Annotated in this window: 16 protein-coding genes, 2 pseudogenes and 1 riboswitch; of the genes and pseudogenes, 10 read left to right on the forward strand and 8 right to left on the reverse strand. The window is 69.2% G+C overall.

The window, feature by feature from the left end; genetic code table 11:
* Positions 1-25 precede the first annotated feature (25 nt).
* Positions 26-877 carry a class I SAM-dependent methyltransferase gene (locus ABGB12_RS04785; protein WP_347674904.1) on the forward strand — a complete coding sequence of 284 codons (852 nt, stop codon included), beginning with the start codon at positions 26-28 and terminating at the stop codon, positions 875-877.
* 25 nt (positions 878-902) lie between these two features.
* Here ABGB12_RS04785 and metH read toward each other — a convergent pair whose 3' ends face one another.
* From metH to ABGB12_RS04800, 3 genes are all read right to left on the reverse strand, one after another.
* Entirely contained in the window at positions 903-4,538 is a 3,636-nt protein-coding gene (gene metH / locus ABGB12_RS04790) for a methionine synthase (protein ID WP_347674906.1), read from the reverse strand.
* A 24-nt stretch (positions 4,539-4,562) separates the two neighbouring features.
* A riboswitch (S-adenosyl-L-homocysteine riboswitch) is annotated at positions 4,563-4,641 on the reverse strand.
* A gap of 131 nt (positions 4,642-4,772) precedes the next feature.
* Positions 4,773-5,357 carry a suppressor of fused domain protein gene (locus ABGB12_RS04795; protein WP_347674908.1) on the reverse strand — a complete coding sequence of 195 codons (585 nt, stop codon included), beginning with the start codon at positions 5,355-5,357 and terminating at the stop codon, positions 4,773-4,775.
* A 104-nt stretch (positions 5,358-5,461) separates the two neighbouring features.
* Entirely contained in the window at positions 5,462-5,887 is a 426-nt protein-coding gene (locus ABGB12_RS04800) for a glutaredoxin domain-containing protein (protein WP_347675045.1), read from the reverse strand.
* A 112-nt stretch (positions 5,888-5,999) separates the two neighbouring features.
* On the opposite strand from ABGB12_RS04800, the gene ABGB12_RS04805 reads away from it, so the two are divergent.
* Positions 6,000-8,888, forward strand: coding sequence for an NACHT domain-containing protein (locus ABGB12_RS04805; protein ID WP_347674910.1), 2,889 nt, complete (start codon positions 6,000-6,002; stop codon positions 8,886-8,888).
* A gap of 116 nt (positions 8,889-9,004) precedes the next feature.
* On the opposite strand, the pseudogene ABGB12_RS04810 reads toward ABGB12_RS04805, so the two are convergent.
* Both ABGB12_RS04810 and ABGB12_RS04815 read right to left on the reverse strand, forming a co-directional pair.
* Positions 9,005-10,150, reverse strand: a pseudogene (locus ABGB12_RS04810) (Cmx/CmrA family chloramphenicol efflux MFS transporter); the annotation flags it as partial.
* A 431-nt stretch (positions 10,151-10,581) separates the two neighbouring features.
* Positions 10,582-10,800 carry a hypothetical protein gene (locus ABGB12_RS04815; RefSeq protein WP_347674912.1) on the reverse strand — a complete coding sequence of 73 codons (219 nt, stop codon included), beginning with the start codon at positions 10,798-10,800 and terminating at the stop codon, positions 10,582-10,584.
* 112 nt (positions 10,801-10,912) lie between these two features.
* Here ABGB12_RS04815 and ABGB12_RS04820 point away from each other — a divergent pair, with 112 nt between their 5' ends.
* The 4 genes from ABGB12_RS04820 (at position 10,913) to ABGB12_RS04835 (ending at position 13,412) form a co-directional block, all read left to right on the forward strand.
* The gene (locus ABGB12_RS04820) at positions 10,913-11,764 is read left to right on the forward strand and encodes a helix-turn-helix transcriptional regulator (RefSeq protein ID WP_347674913.1); all 852 of its coding nucleotides are present in this window, start codon (positions 10,913-10,915) and stop codon (positions 11,762-11,764) included.
* Complete coding sequence (locus ABGB12_RS04825; RefSeq protein ID WP_347674915.1) at positions 11,761-11,967, forward strand: DUF397 domain-containing protein; 207 nt, start codon at positions 11,761-11,763, stop codon at positions 11,965-11,967. Before ABGB12_RS04820 ends, ABGB12_RS04825 begins: the two co-directional genes overlap by 4 nt.
* 127 nt (positions 11,968-12,094) lie before the next feature.
* A complete protein-coding gene (locus ABGB12_RS04830; protein WP_347674917.1) occupies positions 12,095-12,355 on the forward strand; it encodes a hypothetical protein in 261 nt (86 codons plus the stop codon).
* A 52-nt stretch (positions 12,356-12,407) separates the two neighbouring features.
* On the forward strand, positions 12,408-13,412 hold the full coding sequence (locus ABGB12_RS04835; protein WP_347674919.1) for a metallophosphoesterase family protein: 1,005 nt from the start codon (positions 12,408-12,410) through the stop codon (positions 13,410-13,412).
* A 43-nt stretch (positions 13,413-13,455) separates the two neighbouring features.
* Here ABGB12_RS04835 and ABGB12_RS04840 read toward each other — a convergent pair whose 3' ends face one another.
* Together ABGB12_RS04840 and ABGB12_RS04845 are read right to left on the reverse strand one after the other, a co-directional pair.
* Entirely contained in the window at positions 13,456-14,874 is a 1,419-nt protein-coding gene (locus ABGB12_RS04840; protein ID WP_347674921.1) for a serine/threonine-protein kinase, read from the reverse strand.
* Between the two features lie 274 nt (positions 14,875-15,148).
* A pseudogene (locus ABGB12_RS04845) lies at positions 15,149-15,382 on the reverse strand (helix-turn-helix transcriptional regulator); the annotation flags it as partial.
* Between ABGB12_RS04845 and ABGB12_RS04850 the strand changes: the two are divergent.
* Positions 15,363-15,521 (forward strand): hypothetical protein, encoded by a 159-nt coding sequence (locus tag ABGB12_RS04850; RefSeq protein ID WP_347675047.1) that lies wholly within the window; start codon positions 15,363-15,365, stop codon positions 15,519-15,521. The pseudogene ABGB12_RS04845 and the gene ABGB12_RS04850 sit on opposite strands and share 20 nt — an antisense overlap.
* 141 nt (positions 15,522-15,662) lie before the next feature.
* On the opposite strand, the gene ABGB12_RS04855 is transcribed toward ABGB12_RS04850, so the two are convergent.
* Positions 15,663-16,172 (reverse strand): helix-turn-helix domain-containing protein, encoded by a 510-nt coding sequence (locus ABGB12_RS04855; protein WP_347674923.1) that lies wholly within the window; start codon positions 16,170-16,172, stop codon positions 15,663-15,665.
* 92 nt (positions 16,173-16,264) lie between these two features.
* Here ABGB12_RS04855 and ABGB12_RS04860 point away from each other — a divergent pair, with 92 nt between their 5' ends.
* From ABGB12_RS04860 to ABGB12_RS04870, 3 genes are read left to right on the forward strand one after another with little or no spacing between them, the layout of a single operon-like run.
* On the forward strand, positions 16,265-17,668 hold the full coding sequence (locus tag ABGB12_RS04860; RefSeq protein ID WP_347674924.1) for an MFS transporter: 1,404 nt from the start codon (positions 16,265-16,267) through the stop codon (positions 17,666-17,668).
* Positions 17,665-18,249: a GNAT family N-acetyltransferase gene (locus ABGB12_RS04865; protein ID WP_347674926.1), complete on the forward strand. Its 585-nt coding sequence runs from the start codon at positions 17,665-17,667 to the stop codon at positions 18,247-18,249. The genes ABGB12_RS04860 and ABGB12_RS04865 overlap by 4 nt, the downstream gene beginning before the upstream one ends.
* Entirely contained in the window at positions 18,182-18,934 is a 753-nt protein-coding gene (locus ABGB12_RS04870) for a hypothetical protein (protein WP_347674928.1), read from the forward strand. Before ABGB12_RS04865 ends, ABGB12_RS04870 begins: the two co-directional genes overlap by 68 nt.
* The last annotated feature ends 36 nt before the right edge of the window (positions 18,935-18,970 follow it).

An 18,970-nucleotide genomic window follows, 5' to 3' on the forward strand; every position in this document is an offset into this window, starting at 1 on the left:
GAGCAAGGTCTCGTAAGCTCGAGACATGGCACATCACACGCACCACCATCACGCTTCCGATGACGAGACGGGGATGGCGGAGCTCCTGGATCTCGACGCCGAGGTCCTGCACCCGCTCCTGACCGAGATGACGGCCCTGCTGGAAGAACTGGCCGGGGACACGCCCCCGCGCCGGATCCTCGACCTGGGCAGCGGCACCGGAGCCGGCACCTTGGCGCTGCTCCAGCGCTTCGGCGAGGCCGAGGCCGTCGCCGTGGACGCCTCCGAATCCATGCTGCTCCGGCTCCACGAGAAGGCCCGCGAGCTCGGGCTGGCCGATCGGATCCACACCGTCCAGGCGGACCTGGACGACGAGTGGCCGCCCCTCGACACCGTCGATCTGGTGTGGGCGTCGGCGTCCCTGCACCATCTGGCGGATCCCGACCGGGGCCTGCGCGAGATCTTCGCCGCACTCCGTCCCGGCGGGCTCCTGGCCGTGCTGGAGCTGGACTCCTTCCCCCGCTTCCTGCCCGAGGACCTCGGCTTCGGCCGTCCAGGATTCGAGGAGCGCTGTCACGCCGCCCTCGCCGAGCAGCGCGGGCACGACCTCCCGGACCTGGGCTCCGACTGGGGCCCGCGCCTGTCCCGGGCCGGTTTCGCCGTCAAGGTCGAGCGGGTCTTCGACGTCGAGCTGACGCCTCCGCTCCCCGCCGCCGCCGGGCGTTACGCCGAGGCGACCCTGCGGCGCGGCGGCGCCCGCCTCCGCGGCCTGCTGAGCCCCGACGACCAGGCCGTGCTCGACGCGCTCCTCGACGAGGGCGGGCCCCACCACGTCCTACGCCGGACCGACCTCACCGTCCGCGCCACCAGGACGGCGTGGGTGGCCGGACGCCCGTGAACCGGGCGCCCGGCCGGGCCGCCGATCAGGGCTCGTAGGCGAGGTTCGGGCGCAGCCAGCGCTCGGTCTCCTCCAGGCTCAGCCCGGTCCGGCGGGCATAGTCCTCGATCTGGTCGCGCCCCAGGCGCCCGACGGTGAAGTAGCGGGCGTCGGGGTGGGCGAAGATCAGGCCGCTGACGCTCGCCGCGGGGGTCGTCGCGAACGACTCGGTGAGGGCCATGCCGTGCGCGCCCGCGTCGAGCAGCTCGAACAGCGTGCGCTTGCGGCTGTGGTCCGGGCAGGCCGGGTAGCCCAGGGCCGGGCGGATGCCGCGGAACCTCTCGGCGTGCAGGTCCTCCAGGACGGGCCGGGCGTCCGGCTCGAACCACTCGCGGCGGGCCTGGAGGTGGATCAGCTCGGCGAACGCCTCGGCGAGACGGTCGGCCAGGGCCTTGACCATGATCGCCTTGTAGTCGTCCTGCTTCGCCTCGTACCGCGCGGCCAGCTCCTCGGCGCCGTGGACGGTGACCGCGAACGCGCCGAGGTGGTCGCCGGACGGCGCCACGTAGTCGGCGAGGCTGCGGTTGGGGCGGCCTTCGGGCTTGGCCGTCTGCTGCCGCAGCATCGGGAAGCGGACGCCGTTCTCCAGCACGATGTCGTCGCCCTCGGAGTGCGCGGGCCAGAACCCGTAGACGCCCTCGGCGCGCAGCGAACCGTCGGCGATGATCTGGTCGAGCAGCGCCTGCCCCTCGTCGAACAGCTCGCGGGCGGCGGGCTGCTCCAGGATCGCCGGGTACTTGCCCTTCAGCTCCCAGGCCAGGAAGAAGAACTGCCAGTCGATCATCTCGCGCAGTTCGGCGAGGCTCGGCGTGACGGTCCTCAGGCCGGTGAACGCCGGGACGGGCAGCTCGTCGAACGGCACGCGCTCGGCGTTCCCGCGGGCCTGGTCGATGGTGAGCATCGGCTGCTGCCGCCGGTTCTCGTGCGCCTCGCGCAGCGCCTGCTGCTCCTTGCGGTTGGCGGCGTCGAGCACCTGCGCCCGGTCGGCGTCCAGCAGGTCCGAGACCACCCCGACGACCCGGGACGCGTCCAGGACGTGCACGACCGGCCCGCTGTAGACGGGCGCGATCCGCACGGCGGTGTGCTGCCGGGACGTGGTCGCGCCACCGATGAGCAGCGGGATCTTCAGCCCGCGCCGCTCCATCTCGGCCGCTACCGCGACCATCTCGTCCAGCGACGGGGTGATCAGCCCGGACAGCCCGATGACGTCGGCGCCCTCCGCCACGGCCGTGTCGAGGATCTTCGCGGCGGGCACCATGACGCCCAGGTCGACGACCTCGTAGTTGTTGCAGCCGAGGACGACCCCGACGATGTTCTTGCCGATGTCGTGGACGTCGCCCTTGACCGTGGCGAGCACGACCTTGCCCTGCCCGCGGCGCTCCTGGACGCGACCCTCGGCGAGGGCCTTCTCCTTCTCGGCCTCCATGAACGGCTCGAGATAGGCCACGGAGCGCTTCATGGCCCGCGCGCTCTTGACGACCTGCGGCAGGAACATCTTCCCGGAGCCGAACAGGTCGCCGACGACCTTCATGCCGTCCATGAGCGGGCCCTCGATCACCTCGAGGGGACGGGCGAAGCCCTGGCGGGCCTCCTCGGTGTCCTCCTCGATGAAGTCGGTGATGCCGTGGACCAGCGCGTGCGAGAGGCGCTCGTTGACGGGCTGCTCCCGCCACGACAGGTCGATCTCGCGCTTGGTGCCGCTGCCGGAGACCGTCCGCGCGAACTCGATGAGCCGGTCGGTGGCGTCCGGGCGGCGGTCGAACAGCACGTCCTCGACGTGCTCCAGCAGGTCGGCCGGGATGTCGGCGTAGACGGCGAGCTGGCCCGCGTTGACGATGCCCATGTCGAGCCCGGCGCGGACGGCGTGCAGCAGGAACGCCGAGTGCATGGCCTCGCGGACCACGTCGTTGCCGCGGAAGGAGAACGACAGGTTGGAGATGCCGCCGGACGTGAGCGCGCCCGGGCAGCGCTCCTTGATCCGCGGCAGCGCCTCGATGAACTCCTTGGCGTAGCCGTTGTGCTCGCTCATGCCGGTCGCGACGGCCAGCACGTTCGGGTCGAAGATGATGTCCTCGGGCGCGAACCCGACCTCCTTCGTGAGCAGGTCGTAGGCGCGCCCGCAGATCTCGACCTTGCGGTCGGCGGTGTCGGCCTGGCCCTGCTCGTCGAAGGCCATGACGACGACGCCCGCGCCGAAGGACTTGACCTTGCGGGCCTGCTCCAGGAACTGCTCCTCGCCCTCCTTGAGGCTGATGGAGTTGACGACCCCGTTGCCCTGGACGCACTTGAGCCCGGCCTCCAGCACGCTCCACCGCGAGCTGTCGATCATGACGGGGATCCTGGCGATCTCCGGCTCGGTCGCGATGAGGTTGAGGAAGGTGGTCATGGCCTGCACGCTGTCGAGCAGGTCGGCGTCCATGTTGACGTCGAGGAGGTTGGCCCCGCCGCGCACCTGCTCCAGCGCCACGTCGGCGGCGGCCTGGAAGTCGTCGGCCTCGATGAGGCGCCGGAACCGCGCCGACCCGGTGACGTTGGTCCGCTCACCGATCATGACGAAGCCGGTGTCGGGCCCGATCTCGAAGGTCTCCAGGCCGGAGAACCGGCTGCGCTTCGGCGGCTCGGCGACCTTGCGCGGGCTCTTGCCCTTGACGGCCTCGGCGATCTTCGCGATGTGCGCGGGGGACGTGCCGCAGCAGCCGCCCGCGATGTTGATGAGCCCTTCGGCCGCGAACTCCCCGACCAGCCGCCCGGTCTCCTCCGGCGTCTCGTCGTACCCGCCGAACGCGTTGGGCAGCCCCGCGTTGGGGTGGGAGGCGGTGTACGTCCCGGCCATCCGGGCGAGGTCCTCGATGTGCGGGCGCATCTCGGTGGCGCCCAGCGAGCAGTTGACGCCGATGACGAGGGGCTCGGCGTGCTTGACGGAGTTCCAGAACGCCTCGACCGTCTGCCCGGACAGCGTGCGCCCGGACAGGTCGACGATCGTCACGGAGATCCATATCGGCAGGTCGGGCGCGACGCGCTTCGCGGCGGAGATCGCTGCCTTGACGTTGAGCGTGTCGAAGATCGTCTCGATGAGCAGGAGGTCGACGCCGCCCTCGGCGAGCGCCTCGATCTGCTCGGCGTACGCCGCCTCGACCTCGTCGAAGGTCACGGCCCGGTAGGCGGGGTCGTCGACCTTCGGCGACAGGGAGAGCGTGACGTTCAGCGGCCCCACGGACCCGGCGACGAACTTCCCGCCGGCCTCGTCGGCGGCCTGGCGCGCCAGCCGCGCCCCCGCCACGTTCATCTCCCGCACGTACTCCTGCAGCCCGTAGTCGGCCTGCGCGATGCTCGTCGCGGTGAACGTGTTGGTGGTCGTGATGTCCGCCCCGGCCGCCAGGTACTGCCGGTGCACGTCGAGGATCACGTCGGGCCGGGTGATGTTCAGCAGGTCCGGGTCGCCGGTGACGTCCATCGGGTGGTCGGCGAACCGCTCTCCCCGGTAGTCCTCGGGCTTGAGGTTCGCCCCTTGGAGCATCGTGCCCCAGGCCCCGTCCAGCACCGCGATCCGCTGCTCGAGGATCTCCCGCAGCCGCCGCGTCCGCTCCTCGCGACCCTGGACGACCTGCGTTGATTCCGACATCCCGGCTCCTCCCATCGTCTTCGTCTCCGGGAGGCGCCCTTGTTTCATGTCGAAAAGGCCGAGCGTGGCGGGCGACCGGCCCGTTGCAGCGCCTCTCGGCCTGGTCTCAGATCCTACCCAACCGCTCCACGCGCCCCGAATTCCTCCTCCCTAAACGGAGGAACTGGAAAACAACCAGCGAACAGGACGTATCTATGTCCGTCTCCTGAGCGCGGCTCCCGGCGCCGGACGCCGTCACGCGACGGCGCAGGGGCGGTGGGGGTCGGTGGGGACGGTCCCGGTCTCCTCGAAGAGGCGCTCCAGCGCCTCGTGGCCGTGTTCGCGCCGGAAGGCCAGTTCGGCGGCGGTGACGGGGACGATCTCCAGGAGGCGGGCCCGCCCTCCGGGGAGGGAGCAGTATTCGAAGGCCGGGCCGTGGAGGCGGGGCCGGGAGACCAGCAGGTGGTCGCATGAGGAGCCGGGCGCCCAGGGCCGGCCGATGGGGACGCTGTGCCGCAGCTCCAACCAGCGGGTCGCGTGGTAGTAGGCGACCATCGCCAGCAGCTCCACGAAGCCCTCGTCCCGGCCGGGCGCCGACAGTACGAGCTCCAGGCCCTGCCCCTCCTCGTTCGCCGCGCCCCAGCACCCGGCGGTGACGTACGTCCAGCCGTCGGCGCGGGGCCCGGGCGCGACGGTCAGGATGCGGAGCCCGGGGACGGCCGCGCGGCGGCTCCTCCCCAGGTCGTAGAGGGTGGAGTCGACCTCATGCCCGGCGAAGAATCCGCCCACGTGGTCCGCCACCGCGGAGATCGCTTCTTCGTCGCACTCGATTCCGTCCATGGGCCGATGATCCCAAGCTTCGAGCCGGATCCCCCGCCGCCACGTCGTGCTCCGGGAAACCGGCACGCCGTCGACCCGGCGGAAACAGGCGCCCGTCGGCTCTCTCACTTGAGCCGACGGCGTAGCCATGCGGGGTCGGGGTTGACCTGCGACCGTCCCGACACCACGACGGTCGGCACCGTCTCGGCGCCTCCGGTGATGGCCCGGACCTCGGCCGCGCCCTCCGGGTCACGCCAGATGTCCACCCAGTGCGCCCGGCGGGCGGCTCGGCCCAGCCGAAGCCTGAGCCGGAGGCAGTACTGGCAGCCCGGCCGCCAGTAGATGATCGGCCGTCCGTCGTCCGCGCTGCGGCGCCGGGCCTCCGCCGCGCCCACCGACCGGGGAAAGGCCAGCGGCGACAGCCCTGCGGCGAGCACGAGGAACACCGCCGACCAGACGGCGGCCGCCACGGGCGACCCTTCGTCCGCCTGCCGGACGGCGACGGCCAGGCCTATGGCCGCGAGCAGCAGGGGCAGCGTCCATCTGCGCATCACGAAGCGCACGCTACCCCGGGAACCCCTCTTTCTGAGATTCCCCACAAAGGTGAACAAAGTTCAGCACGATGGAGAGATTCGAACCGCCGCCGAGCCGATGGGGCGCACCGTGCCGGAGCTCTTCACCACCTGGATCACCTCCCCGGTCTGGGGGGAGCTGGTCTCCCGCATGATCCCCCGGGCTCCCGCACCCGGCGCGGGTCTGGCCGAACCGGTCGGCTGGCGGGAACGCCTCGCCTGGCGTCGGGGCGATAGGAAGGAACTCGTCGAACAAGACCTCCGCTCCCTCGTCCACCAGCTCGCCCTCCTGGCGACGGACGAGAAGCCGCAGTGGCGCTTCATCGCCCCCGAAGAAGGCGAACGCGCCGAGGACGCGGTCGTCACCGCGCTGCTCTCCCTGGACGCCGTCGACATCGACCTGGCGCTACGGGCGGACCTCGACCCTGGGCGGCTGTCGGAGCTCATGCGCGAGGCCGCCCCGGACGCCGCCGACGGGCTGACGGACGACCGCGCCCTGGCCCTTTTCACGAAACTCCTGGACGGTGCCTGCCTCCACCTGGTCGAGCACTTCACCCGGCTCGGCGAGTTCGGCCCCCGGGTGGCCGTCGAGACGATCCGCAGGGTCGCCGACCTCGGCCGCCGCCTCCCCGACCTGGACGAGAAGACCCGCGCCTACGAGGCGCGCTACCGGACGGCGGTCGCCGCGCTCTACGGCAAGGTCCGCCTCTACGGCCTCGGCCTTCCCTTCCGCGAGCAGACCTACGAGCTGGCCACCGCCTACGTGAACCTCTCGGTCCGCTCCGGCGCCCCGGACCGCGCGGACGGCCCCGAGGGCCTCGTTCCCGCCCGGGAGTTCGACCACCGTTTCGAGGACCTCCTCGCCGCCCATCCCCGCCTGCTCATGGAGGGCCCGGCCGGGGCGGGGAAGACCACACTGCTCCAGCACCTCACCCTGCTGGTCTGCAAGCAGAGCCTCCCGGCGCAGCTCGACGGCTGGAAAGAACTGGGCGTGGTCCCCTTCCTGCTGCGCCTGCGCGACCACATGAGCTCCGACGGCCTGCGCCTGCCGTCCGTCGAGCAGTTCGTGGAGCAGGACGCCGCCGCGGACGACAAGCCGGCCGCCTGGGTGACCGGCCTTCTCGACGCGGGACGCGCCGTCGTCTTCGTCGACGGGCTGGACGAGGTCCCCCAGGAGTTCCGCCCGCAGGTGATGGAGTGGCTGGAACGCCGCCTCACCCGTCATCCGAACGCCCGGTTCGTCGTGACGTCCCGTCCCGGCGCGCTCTCCCCCTTCCAGCGGGAGCAGTTGTCCGCGTGGGGTTTCGTCTCCAGCCGTCTGGAACCGATGAACGTCGGCCAGGTCAACGACTTCATCCGCCGCTGGCATCGCACCCGGCGGGCGGAGGACGGCGGGGAGACGGCCGAGGAGCAGGCCGAAGCGCTCATCGAGGCCCTGACCGCCCGCAGGGACCTGTCCCGGCTGGCCACGAACCCGCTGCTGTGCGCGATGTTGTGCGCTCTCGGCCGGCTCCACAACAGCGTGCTCCCCGAAGGCCGCACCGCCCTCTACGACCAGGCGCTGACGATGCTCCTGGAGGCCCGCGACCGGGAACGCCGCATCCCCTCCGGGGAGTTGTCCCTCACCCGCGCCCAGTCGGAGCCCTTCCTGTCGGGCATCGCGATGTGGATGACCCTCAACGGCCGCCGCACCATCGACCACGCGACGGCCCTGGCCAAGATCGAGAGGCTGCTCCCCCGCCTCCGCAAGATCCAGACCACTCCGAAGGCCGTGCTGGGGTTCCTCCGGGAGCGCTCGGGCCTCCTGCAGGACCCGACGACCGACAGCGTCGAGTTCCGCCACCCGAGCCTCCAGGACTACCTGGCCGCCGTCGAGATCTTCCAGGAGCACAACCTCGACCATCTCGTCCGCCACGCCGACGACCCGCTCTACCACGACGTCCTCATCATGGCCGTGGGCCAGAGCCAGCGGGACCGCACCCGCCAGGACCGGATCCTCCGCGACCTCATCGCCCGGGCCGAGGCCGCCCCTTCCGAGGACACCGCCCAGACCCTCTGGCTGCTCGCCGCGGCCTGCGTCGCCGAGGCCGAGGTCGTCTCCGAGGAACTCGCGCGGACCATCACCGACCGCACCGAGCGGCTCATCCCGCCGAAGAACGCCGACGACGCGCGGAGGCTCGCGAAGGCCGGACCGTTCGTCATCGACCTGGTGGCCGAGCACGCCCGCACTCACGACCTCACCGAGGACGAGGCCGCCGCCATCGCCGAGACCGTGCTCCTGACCGACGTCGACGCGTCGATCCCCTTGCTCGCCCGGCTCTCTCGAGTCGCAGGAGGAAAGGTGCAGGAAGCCCTCTCCCGCGGCTGGTTCCGTTCGCGTTTCCCCGAGGAGTATGCGAGAGAGGTCCTGTCCGGGAGACAAACGGTCATAAAGTTCCCCGCACCCGACTCGGAGCGTTCACGACTGCTCCGCCTGCTCCCCGGGCTTCGACGTCTTCACCTGTCCGGCGCCGGGCCCGCCGACTTGTCCTTTGTCTCTGATCTCGTCGGCCTGAGAACGCTCCTCCTGCTCCGAGCCCGGGTGAGTGACGTGGCCCCCCTCACGAACCTCACCCGACTCGAACACCTCGACCTGACCGGGACCCAGGTGAACGACCTGATGCCCCTCGCAAACCTCACCCTGCTCAAACAGCTCAACCTGACAGAGACCCGAGTGAGCGACCTGACCCCCCTCACGAACCTCACCCGACTCGAACACCTCGACCTGACCGGGACCCAAGTGAACGACCTGACCCCCCTCACAAACCTCACCTGTCTCAAACACCTCGACCTGACCGGGACCCAAGTGAACGACCTGACCCCCCTCACAAACCTCACCTGTCTCCGACGCCTCTACCTCAACCGGACCGAGAGCCTTGATGTGAGTGCTCTCGCGCACCTTGACGCCCTCCTGATCCACCAGAGCTCTTTGCTCAGGTGAGCGAAAAGCACCATCGAACTCGTCTCCGACCGGCTCGACGACCTCGATATCTGCGAGGCCTTGGTCGAGGGGCGTTCGCATGCGTCACCGCGCGCCTCCTCGTTCCGGCCGGCCGCGATCACACCGCGGAAGGGGAACGCGATGAGCAGCGCGATCGCGACGAGGAGCCCGCTGGACCAGAGCGGCCCGAGGTCTCCGGCCTCGGTGGTGAGGGTGGTCGCGGCGACGAGTGGTCCGGCGGCGGCGCCGACGTTGAGTGCCGCGGTCGCGTATGAGCCCGCCATGGTGGGGGCTCCTTCCGCCTCGTAGAGGACTCGCGTGATCAGCGTGCCGCCCAGCGCGAACGACAGCGCGCCTTGCACGAACACTAGGACGAGGAGGGCAGCCGGTTCGTCGGCCAGCACGGCCGTGGCGATCCAGCCGATGAGCAGCAGCGGACCGCCGACCGCGATGACCGGGCCGGGGCGCCGGTCGGACAGCCGTCCGGCGACGGTGACGCCGATGAGGGAACCGACGCCGAAGAGCATCAGGACGACGGAGATCCACAGCTCGCCCAGCCCGGCGGTGCCGATCACGACGGGGGCGAGGAAGGTGAAACTCGCGAAGGTCGCCGCGTTCACCAGCGCGCCGAGCAGCATGACCAGGATCAGCCGCGGACGCCCGAGGCATGCGAGTTCCGATCGCAGGCCCGGTCCGCCGGTCTCGTCTTCCCGCTCGGAGCGTGCCGGGATTCCCTTGAGGACGCCGATCGCCGCGGGCAGGCAGAGAGCGGCGACGGTCCAGAAAGCGGCCCGCCACCCGAACAGCGTGCCGAGCACCGCTCCTCCCGGGACTCCGGCGATCGTGGCCGTCGTCGTGCCCGACAGCAGCACGGCGAGCGCACGTCCTTTCTTGTCGGGAGAGACCAGCGTGGCGGCCGTCGTCAGGGCCACGGCGAGGAACCCCGCGTTCGCGAACGCCGCGACCACCCTGGTGGCGAGGAGGACCGGGAAGCTCGAGGTGGCTGCGGCCACGGCGTGGGCCGCCGAGAACACGAGAACGAACCCGAGGAGGCTGGACCGTCCGGATCTGTCGCGGGCCAGCCCTGCCATGAGCGGGGCGCCGACGATCATCCCGACCGCGAAGGCCGAGGTGAGCGAGCCCGCCGCCCCGACCGTCACGTCGAGGTCCGAGGCGAGGTCCGGCAGGAGGCCGGCGAGCATGAATTCGGAGGTGCCCATGGCGAATACGGCCATGGCGAGCAGGTACAGCGGGAGAGGCATCGAGTGGCTCCGAGGCGATGAGATGCGTGAGAAGGGACGTCTCGTCACCGCGGTCAGCGCCCGAGGGCACACCCGCCCGGCCGCGGACGCGGCGGGACGGCGGAACTACGAACTCAGTGGTTCAGGGGGCTGACGGCGTGACCGAAAGCCCCCACCGTGGATGCCTCAGGGCTCGACATGGCCCACACGCTATCCGGCCGACGCCCGCCGAAGCACTCTGTATTTCACGCGCGGCGGCCTGCGCCACCGACGTCATGTGCCGGACGGATCTTTCGATGGCTCCCCGAAAAGTTCGCATTATGCGAATGAGGGTGCGCGGGTTCAGCGGTGGCGGCCGGAGTACCAGAAGTCACGGATGGCCATGGCCGTGAAGGTGACGGACAGGGTCAGGACGCAGGCGCCCAAGAGGAAGGCGCCTGCGGTTCCCGCAGTCACAGGGCGTCCTCGATTTTCGCCTGGGTCGCGAGGGCCTCTTCGAGTTCTTCGAGGGTGTCTTCCACGAGGGTCATGTAGAGGCCGGCCACGAGTTCCTCGTCGGTGAGGAAAGGGCAGCCAAGGCGGGTGGCGATATAGCACGTCTTGTCATTGAAGGTGCGGATGTTCCAGTTGGGGTGCTGCTTCTGGAGAAGGGCGCATTCCTGTTCGTTCATGAATGAAATTCCTTGGGGATTCGGGTGCGTTCTCGTGACCACCCTCACAGGAAGCCGTTACTCTCGGCTACGAACCGTGCGCTCCCCCGGCCGCACCCCGACCCCGCCGCCGGTGACCAAGATCCTGGTGGACCCAACCCGGGAGCACCCAATGGCGCCTCAACGCAAGGATGAGCCGGTCTGGCCGCAAAAGATGTTCGTAATCGAAATGCGGGCGCAACGTGAAGCAGCCGGACTATCTCGCGGCAAGCTGGCCGAAGCCCTCGGATGCACCCCACAGTGGCTTGCAAAAGTCGAAACATACGACAAGTCCCCCTCAGAAGGGCTTGCCGACGATCTCGATACCTACTTCAAGACCGGTGGGACCTTCCACCGACTGTGGGAGCAACTCGTCGACGCGCGGAAGCGAGGGCTGATTCCCAGTGGGTTCCGTCGACTGATCGACGCCGAGAAGAGCACAACTGGAATCAGTTTCTACGAACCGCTGCTCATCCCCGGCCTCTTTCAGACAGAGGAATACGCGCGCCTGATGTTCACCGCAGGTCGCCGCCCGGACAAGATCGAAGAGTTGGTCGCCATCCGGATGGAGCGGCAATCCATCTTCTCGAAAGAGGACCCCCCCTGGGTTTTCCTCCTGATTCGCGAAGCCGTCATCCGAGACCTGCATCCAGAGGTTCGACTTGGACAGTGCAAGCGCCTACTGGATCTGATGAGTCTTCCGAAGATCTCTATCCAAGTCATTCCGAAGAACGCGCTCGTCTTCAATCCCACCGGATTCCAGGTCCTCAACTTCGACAAGGACACGGACGTCGCCTATATGGAAGGCTCCGATGGGAACGGCCGGATGCTCACCGATCCCGAAGTCGTCCGGAGACTTGCCGTAATGTTCAACGTGACTAGGTCCGATGCGTTGTCCGCAGAGGAATCCGAGAACCTGATCCGTACGATCATGGAGGATGAGTGAGCACACCTGACCTGTCATCCGCATGCTGGCGCAAGAGCACCTACAGCGACCCCTCCGGAGACAACTGCGTCGAGGTCGCCGGACTCCCCGGGATGATCGCGGTACGGGACTCCAAGAACCCCGACGGCCCCAAGCTCGCCTTCTCCCGCACCGCCTTCACCGCCTTCACCCGTCGCCTCCGCACCGGCCGTCACGACCGGTGACGTCCCGCCGTCAAGCGACCTTCGGCTAGCCTGGCCGGATCCGGCCAGGCCCTTCCCTGTTCCTGGGAAAGTACTCTCCGGTTGTCTTGCAGAACAGAAGAAGCCATCGATCTGGGGGAAGCCCGTCGTGAGTCCGTCGCGAGAACAAGTGCTGGCCCTGACCCTGGTCGGCGGCACGGAGGTGACCGTGATCGTCCCCTCCGAAGAGACCGCGCTCACACAGGAGATCCTCGTCGACTGGATGCGTGACGGCACGGTGCAGTCCTTCAGCCAGGTGGGCTCCCCCCACCTCAACGGGAAGGGCTCCCCCCAGAGCAGTCCCTCACCCGGCGTCATCAACTTCGCGCATGTGGCTTCCGCCCGCCTCACCCACCGGCCATCGATCTGAGCCTTTCCAAAACCCTTTGTGCGGCGATCCGGTGCCTTCCTAAGATCGCCGCATGGGGCGCACCATCATCGTGGGCGACATCCACGGCTGCTTCGACGAACTGCTCGAACTGCTGAAGCGGGTCGACCTCGGCCCGGACGACCTGCTGGTCGGTGTCGGTGACCTGGTCGACCGCGGCCCGGCGCCCGGCGACGTGGTCGACTTCTTCCGCGAACGTCCGAACTCGGTCGCGCTCATGGGCAACCACGAACGCAAGCACGTGCGCGGCATCTTCTCCTACGCGCAGGAGATCACACGCCTGCAGCTCGGCGCCCGCTACGCCGAGGCGGTCGACTGGATGCGGACGCTGCCCTACCACTTCGAGAACGAGCACGTCCGTGTCGTGCACGCCGCGATGGTGCCCGGGGTCCCGCTGACCGAGCAGAAAGAGGAGATCCTCTGCGGCTCGACCCGAGGCGAACGGGAACTCGCGGCGCTCTTCCCCGGCGGCCACTGGCACGACCACTACACCGACTCCAAACCGGTCGTGTTCGGCCACCACGTCACCGGCCGGGAACCGATGATCCGCGACGGCAGGGTCTTCGGCCTCGACACCGGCGCCTGCCACGGCTGGAACCTGACCGCCCTGTGCGTCCCGGAGTTCACCGTCCACTCGGTCCCCGCGCACGCCGACCACTGGACGACCGCCAAACGCCGGTGGCAACTGCCCGTCCTGAAGACCAGGCCCTGGCAAGACCACACCTGGCAGGAGCTGGATCAAGCGATCGAACGGTTCTCCGCGAGAGCCGACGCCCCCACCCGCAGCTGGCTGAAAGAACTCGAAGCATGGGCCGCGGACCTGCGATCGTGCTTCCCTGCCCTGGCCGCCGAGGCGCAGCGCGTCTCCGGCGAACTCACCACGGACGAGCTGCGCCGCCACCCCGCCGCGCAGGTCCTGTTCCAAGCCCGCGACGGCCGCCTGGACCCCACCGGCCTGGCCGGCCGCTACCCCACTCCCCGCAGAACCATCGCCCTGGCCACCGCGCTGGGCCTGCCCCTACCCGAACCCCCCGGCTGAACCACCGGCCGTCGATCTGACCGACCCGGCCGGTAGATCCGGATTAGATGCCACGGTAGTTCTGCGGCCCGCAGGAGTTCGCGGCCTTATTCGCGGCCGAAGAAAACCAGGGTTCGAGGGAGCCGTCATTTGTGTGGTCCATGCGGGCGGCCAGCGAGGTGATCACGTAGCGGTGGAATACCTGGTTGTGCTGCCAGCGAAAACTCTGGTGCCACTCGGTGCCGCCGGCTTGGGGGACATCGACGCCCCCGGTCTGAGCACACCAGATGGTGAGGCGCCATCGAGCATCGCCATTCAGGTAGTCGTACATGTCCCGAGCCGTCGCCGCGTCAGGGAACGGAAGAACCTGGACCGAGACCAGGACGGGGTTCTCAGGGGTGGCAAGGGGGCCGGGTTGCTCCAGGTAAACCCCGGTCATCACGTGGGTGCAGCCGTGGCTGGTGAGCTCCGCGACCACATCCCCGGTGCCTGCCTGATCGCAAGGGCGGGCACCGCTGGCCACCCGGGCGAATGCGATGCCCATGTCGTTGGTGAACATCTCAGGCAGCAGGGCGTCTTCGGTGAACGGAGTCCGGTCGGTGCTGCTGCTGTCCCAGGACTCCGGACCGGACGGACCGGTCGGCCGGTCCGATTGCTGTGTGCCGTCCTTGGGCGGGCTGACCAGGGATGCGAGTACGAAGGCGTGGTCGGGGCGCTGGTCGGGGTCTTTCTGGAGCAACCCATGGATGAGCTCGCCAAGGTGGCGGGGAATGTCGGGTCGCGTGATGCGTGGTGGGGGGAGAGTGAGGTGCTGGCCCATGAAGGCGGTGACGGTGGGGCCGGGGAAGGGTGGGGTACCCGTGAGGAGGGCGTGCAGGATGATTCCCACCGCATAGAGGTCCGTGCGGTGGTCGACAGGCTGGCCCAGCCATTGTTCGGGTGCCATGTAAGCGGGTGTCCCGATCTGACGCCCGTCGAGGCTGTAGCTGGCGGATGCCTCGGCGATGTGGGCGATTCCGAAGTCACAGATTTTGACCTCGTCACCGGCCAAGAGCATGAGGTTGCCCGGTTTGAGGTCCCGGTGCACGATCCCGTGCTCATGGGCGACGCGGAGAGCCCTCACCACCTGCCCGACCAGCCCCGCCGCCCTGCCGGGCTCCAGCCCCTGCGAATACTCGACGAGTTCACAGCCGAGATCCTTGCCTGCGAGGAACTCCATCACGAGGTACCACTGCCCGTCGTACTCCCCGAAGTCCTTGACCGACGTGACCCCAGGGTGGTTCAGGCGGACCGCTATCCGCGCCTCCTGCCGGAACTTGCTCAGCCACAACGGTTCAGAGTCCGCCACATGCCGGTACAGGAACTTGATGGCCACCCGTCGATCCCGCAACAGATCCTCAGCCGTCCACACCTCACCGAACCCACCCCGCCCCAGCTTCTCCCCCACCCGGTAACGCCCGGCGATCTCCAGCCCCGCCCGCACTCACGCCTCCCCGCTCCCGGCCCGTCACCCTTCATCATCCCGGCTCGGCCCTCCTCCACACCAGGAGAAATCACATGGACCGCCCCGTCGAAGTCGGAGGCCCCGCCCAGAAGGAAGCCGGCCTTGCGTCGGCATCAGGACGACGATCGCCCGCCGCAGCCTCACCGGATCCTTCGCAGACCTGGTGATCCGCTGGAGCCGACGTCCCTTCTCCATCGACAACGCACAGAAGAACACCTCGGGTTTGCGTGCCACACCCGCCTCCCAGAGCGGCTCAAGCCCCAGAAGTCCATCTGACGCGGTGACCGGGCGCCGCCGAGCGGCCGAAAAGTGTCGGGGCTTTAGGCGCTGGTGCGGACGGAGGTGGGGCGCCAGGCGTCGGCCAGGTCGGACAGGGGGTGCCGAGGGCTTCGCTGAGCTGGACGATGGTGCCGAAGGCGGGGGTGGGGAGGCGGCCGGTCTCGATCTTGCGGAGGGTTTCGGGGGAGATGCCCGCCGCGAGGGCGATCGAACGGTTCTCCGCGAGAGCCGGCGCCCCCACCCGCAGCTGGCTGAAAGAACTCGAAGCATGGGCCGCGGACCTGCGATCGTGCTTCCCTGCCCTGGCCGCCGCGCTGGGCCTGCCCCTGCCCGAGCTCCCCGACTGACGGGCGCTCCCGTCGTGGCCGCCGCCCGATCCCTCACGGCGCTGAACAGAAGGAACACGATCCTGTGTGGGCTCTGGGCTCGGTCCGATGCTCGTCATGCCTCGATAACGCGCCTGAGCCGTCGGACGGCCCGTCCGTTCGTCAGTCGCCGACGTCTGCTGCCGGTTTGGGCCTGCGCCAGTCCGGGTTGAGCCTCACACCGAGGTTCTCGAGCTCGACCTTGTTCCCGGTGTCGCTGCGCAGCTCGACATGGACCGGGGAGCCGGTGTCGTGCTCGACGTACAGAAGCGGCGAATGTTCGCCCTGGAGGTATTTGTCGCCCCATTGCATCAGGGCGAGGATGACCGGCAGCAGGTCGCGGCCCATGTCGGTGAGCACGTATTCGTCGCGGGTGCGGCCGCCCTCGTCGCGGTAGGGGCGTTTGGCGAGCAGACCGGCCTCGGTGAGGTGGCGCAGCTGCCTGGCCGCGATGCGCTCGGTGATCCCGATGCGCTGTGCGAAGCCGGTGAAGCGGGTGGTGCCGTAGTAGGCCTCGCGCAGGATCAGCAGCGTCGACCTGGTCCCGACGATCTCCAGGGCCTTGACCAGTGAACAGTGGTCGGTCTTCCACGAGCCGAGGTCCGCGAGCAGACCTTCCATCACAGCAGGCATGGACCCCATACTACCCGCCCATGACTTCACTGATGTATAGTCAGCGACCTGGCTATACAAAAGTGTAGTTAGATCGGATGTGGGGAGCTCCCATGCCTTCAAAAGCGCTGACGGCCACCGGGCGGCCGCAAGGCGACCGCTCGACCGCCGTCGTGTTCGTGCTCTGCGCGGCCGCGTTCATGGCCATGCTCGACGTCTTCGTGGTCAACGTCGCCTTCACCGACATCGGCAGGAGCTTCCCCGGAGCTTCCCTGCCGGACCTCAGCTGGATCCTCAACGCCTACACGATCGTCTACGCGGCGCTGCTGATCCCGGCTGGACGCCTCGCCGACCGGCACGGCAGGAAGACCGGGTTCCTCGCCGGGCTCGTCGTCTTCACCCTCGCCAGCGCCGCCTGCGCGGCCGCGCCGACGCTGTGGTGGCTGGTGGCGTTCCGCGTGCTGCAGGCCGCCGGCGCCGCCGTGCTCACTCCCACCAGCCTCGGGCTGCTGCTCACCGCCCTGCCCCCCGAACGGCGCGCGGGCGCGGTGAAGGTGTGGGCGACCACCAGCTCCCTCGCCGGCGCGCTCGGCCCGGTGGCCGGCGGGGCGCTGGTGCAGCTGTCCTGGCAGTGGGTGTTCCTGATCAACCTGCCGGTCGGGATCCTGGCCTTCGCCGCGGCGCTGCGCCTCCTCCCCGAATCACGCGACGACTCGATCGCCGGGACGCCCGACCTTCTCGGCGGGGCGGTGATCGCCGTCGCGCTCGGCGCGGCGGCGCTCGGCCTGGTGAAAGGCGAATCATGGGGTTGGGCCGACGCGCTGACGGTGAGCTCCTTCGCCACCGCGATCCTCGGCCTGGCGTTCCTCGCCGTACGGATGGCGCGGCATCCGGCCCCGGTCATCGACCCCGCCCTGTTCCGGGTGCCGGCCTTCGCCTGGGCCAACGCCACGGCGCTGCTGTTCTGCACGGCGTTCGGCGCGCTCTTCCCCAGCGTCGTGTTGTGGCTGCAGAACGCCGCGGGGTTCAGCGCGATCGACACCGGCCTCGCGATCATGCCGGGACCGCTGATGGTGCCGATCTTCGCGGTCGTCGGCCAGCGGCTGGTCCGGCGCGTCCCGGCGGGCGTCCTGGTCGCGCTGGGGAATCTGCTGTTCTGCGTCGGCGCGGCGATGCTGGCCGTCAGCGCCTCCGTCGACGTGCACTACGCGACGCAGGTCCTGCCCGGGTGGATCGTCACCGGCGTCGGAATCGGCCTGGCTCTGCCCACCCTGCTCGCCGCCGCCACCACCGGCCTGCCTCCCGCCCAGGCCGCTACCGGCAGCGCCGTGGTCAACACCAGCCGCCAGCTCGGCTACGTCCTCGGCGTCGCCATCCTCGTCGCCGTCCTCGGCACGCTCGAGGGCTCCTCCAGCCGGGCGCTGACGGCCTTCCAGCACGGCTGGTGGTTCATCGCCCTCGCCGCGGTCCTCAGCGCCGTCACCGCCCTCGGTATCACACCCCGCACCCGCGCATGAGCGGCTCAGGCCTCGTCACGATCAGGACGTATCGACAGGACGACATCGGCCTCGTCCACGCGTTGTCGGACCTCCTTTCGGCCCAGAGCCTCTACCACCGGTTCTTCGTCGGCACACCACGCATCCCCACGGGCTATCTCCGCTCGTTGAAGACCGTCGACCACCGGGACCGGGAAGTCCTGATCGCACTACAAGAAGACACCCATGCCGTCGCGATCGCCGAGTACACACGCGATACGGCCGCCCCCCGGACGGCGGACCTGGCCATGCTGGTCGCCGACGCATGGCAGCGCCGCGGCCTCGCCCGCCTCCTGCTCGACTCCCTCAGTGAGATCGCGCTGTCATGCGGCATCACTCATTTCAAAGCCGACGTCCTCGCCGACAACAAGGCCGTACAGACCGCGATCCACCGCCACCGCCCGGGATCCCTCTCTGTCGAGGGCTCTGACGGCCTCAGGCACTTCCTCCTCCGAACCGACCCCGCTCCGCACATCGATGAAAAGGAGACAGAGCATGTCGAAGGCAGAAATGGTCAAGGACCGCATCCAGCAGATCGGCGGCGCATTCATGTTCTCGCGTGAGGCCAAGGAGTACGCCGCGTCGATCGGTACCGGTGAGTTCTACGGCCCGTACACACGCGGCCGCGGCGGAGTCCTCGGCGACGTCGACGCCGACGTGGTCACCGCCGCGTTCGGCTTCTTCCCTCCGCACACCATCCGGAAGGCCTGGGAATCGCTCTCCACACCACCTGCCGAAGCGGCCGCCGCCTACGCCCGGGTCTGTCAGGACTTCGGCCGGCGGAAACTCGCCGCCTTCGAAGAGGCCGGCCGCTTGGCCCGGCTGCTCGAGAAGGCAGCCGACCACGGCGACGTCCGCGGCCTGCCCCTGTTCGCCGGATGGCGCGCCATGCCTCTGCCCGAGGATGGACCCGGCCAGGTCCTGCACCTGTGCCATGTGCTCCGCGAGTACCGCGCCGGCCTGCACTTCATGGCCGTCAAGGCCAGCGGCCTGACACCGCTGCAAGCAGTCCTGGTCGCAGGCTCACCCGCCCAGGACGGCCCCGGTCAGGCGCGCTTCTACGGCTACCCCGAACCGTACGAGCAGATCACGGACGAGATCAAGGAGAGATGGCGGCAAGCCGAATCCATCACCGGCGAACTGGTCAAGCCCGCATTCGCCGCACTCTCTGAGCAAGAAGGCGACGAACTCGTTGAGCTCTTGGCCGCGGCCCACGCCACGGTCTTCTCCAGGCAGGCCTCGACGTGAGTGCATGACCACCGAACAGGCCGCGCCCGGCACCGA

Source organism: Actinocorallia sp. B10E7, assembly GCF_039871655.1.
GTDB lineage: Bacteria > Actinomycetota > Actinomycetes > Streptosporangiales > Streptosporangiaceae > Actinocorallia.

What these genes read in the sequence shown, in the direction of transcription:
- ABGB12_RS04785 (WP_347674904.1), top strand. Translation starts at nt 26, where the DNA reads ATGGCACATCACACGCACCACCATCACGCTTCCGATGACGAGACGGGG.
- metH (WP_347674906.1), bottom strand. Translation starts at nt 4,538, where the DNA reads ATGTCGGAATCAACGCAGGTCGTCCAGGGTCGCGAGGAGCGGACGCGG.
- ABGB12_RS04795 (WP_347674908.1), bottom strand. Translation starts at nt 5,357, where the DNA reads ATGGACGGAATCGAGTGCGACGAAGAAGCGATCTCCGCGGTGGCGGAC.
- ABGB12_RS04800 (WP_347675045.1), bottom strand. Translation starts at nt 5,887, where the DNA reads ATGCGCAGATGGACGCTGCCCCTGCTGCTCGCGGCCATAGGCCTGGCC.
- ABGB12_RS04815 (WP_347674912.1), bottom strand. Translation starts at nt 10,800, where the DNA reads ATGAACGAACAGGAATGCGCCCTTCTCCAGAAGCAGCACCCCAACTGG.
- ABGB12_RS04835 (WP_347674919.1), top strand. Translation starts at nt 12,408, where the DNA reads ATGGGGCGCACCATCATCGTGGGCGACATCCACGGCTGCTTCGACGAA.
- ABGB12_RS04850 (WP_347675047.1), top strand. Translation starts at nt 15,363, where the DNA reads ATGCCCGCCGCGAGGGCGATCGAACGGTTCTCCGCGAGAGCCGGCGCC.
- ABGB12_RS04855 (WP_347674923.1), bottom strand. Translation starts at nt 16,172, where the DNA reads ATGCCTGCTGTGATGGAAGGTCTGCTCGCGGACCTCGGCTCGTGGAAG.
- ABGB12_RS04860 (WP_347674924.1), top strand. Translation starts at nt 16,265, where the DNA reads ATGCCTTCAAAAGCGCTGACGGCCACCGGGCGGCCGCAAGGCGACCGC.
- ABGB12_RS04865 (WP_347674926.1), top strand. Translation starts at nt 17,665, where the DNA reads ATGAGCGGCTCAGGCCTCGTCACGATCAGGACGTATCGACAGGACGAC.
- ABGB12_RS04870 (WP_347674928.1), top strand. Translation starts at nt 18,182, where the DNA reads ATGTCGAAGGCAGAAATGGTCAAGGACCGCATCCAGCAGATCGGCGGC.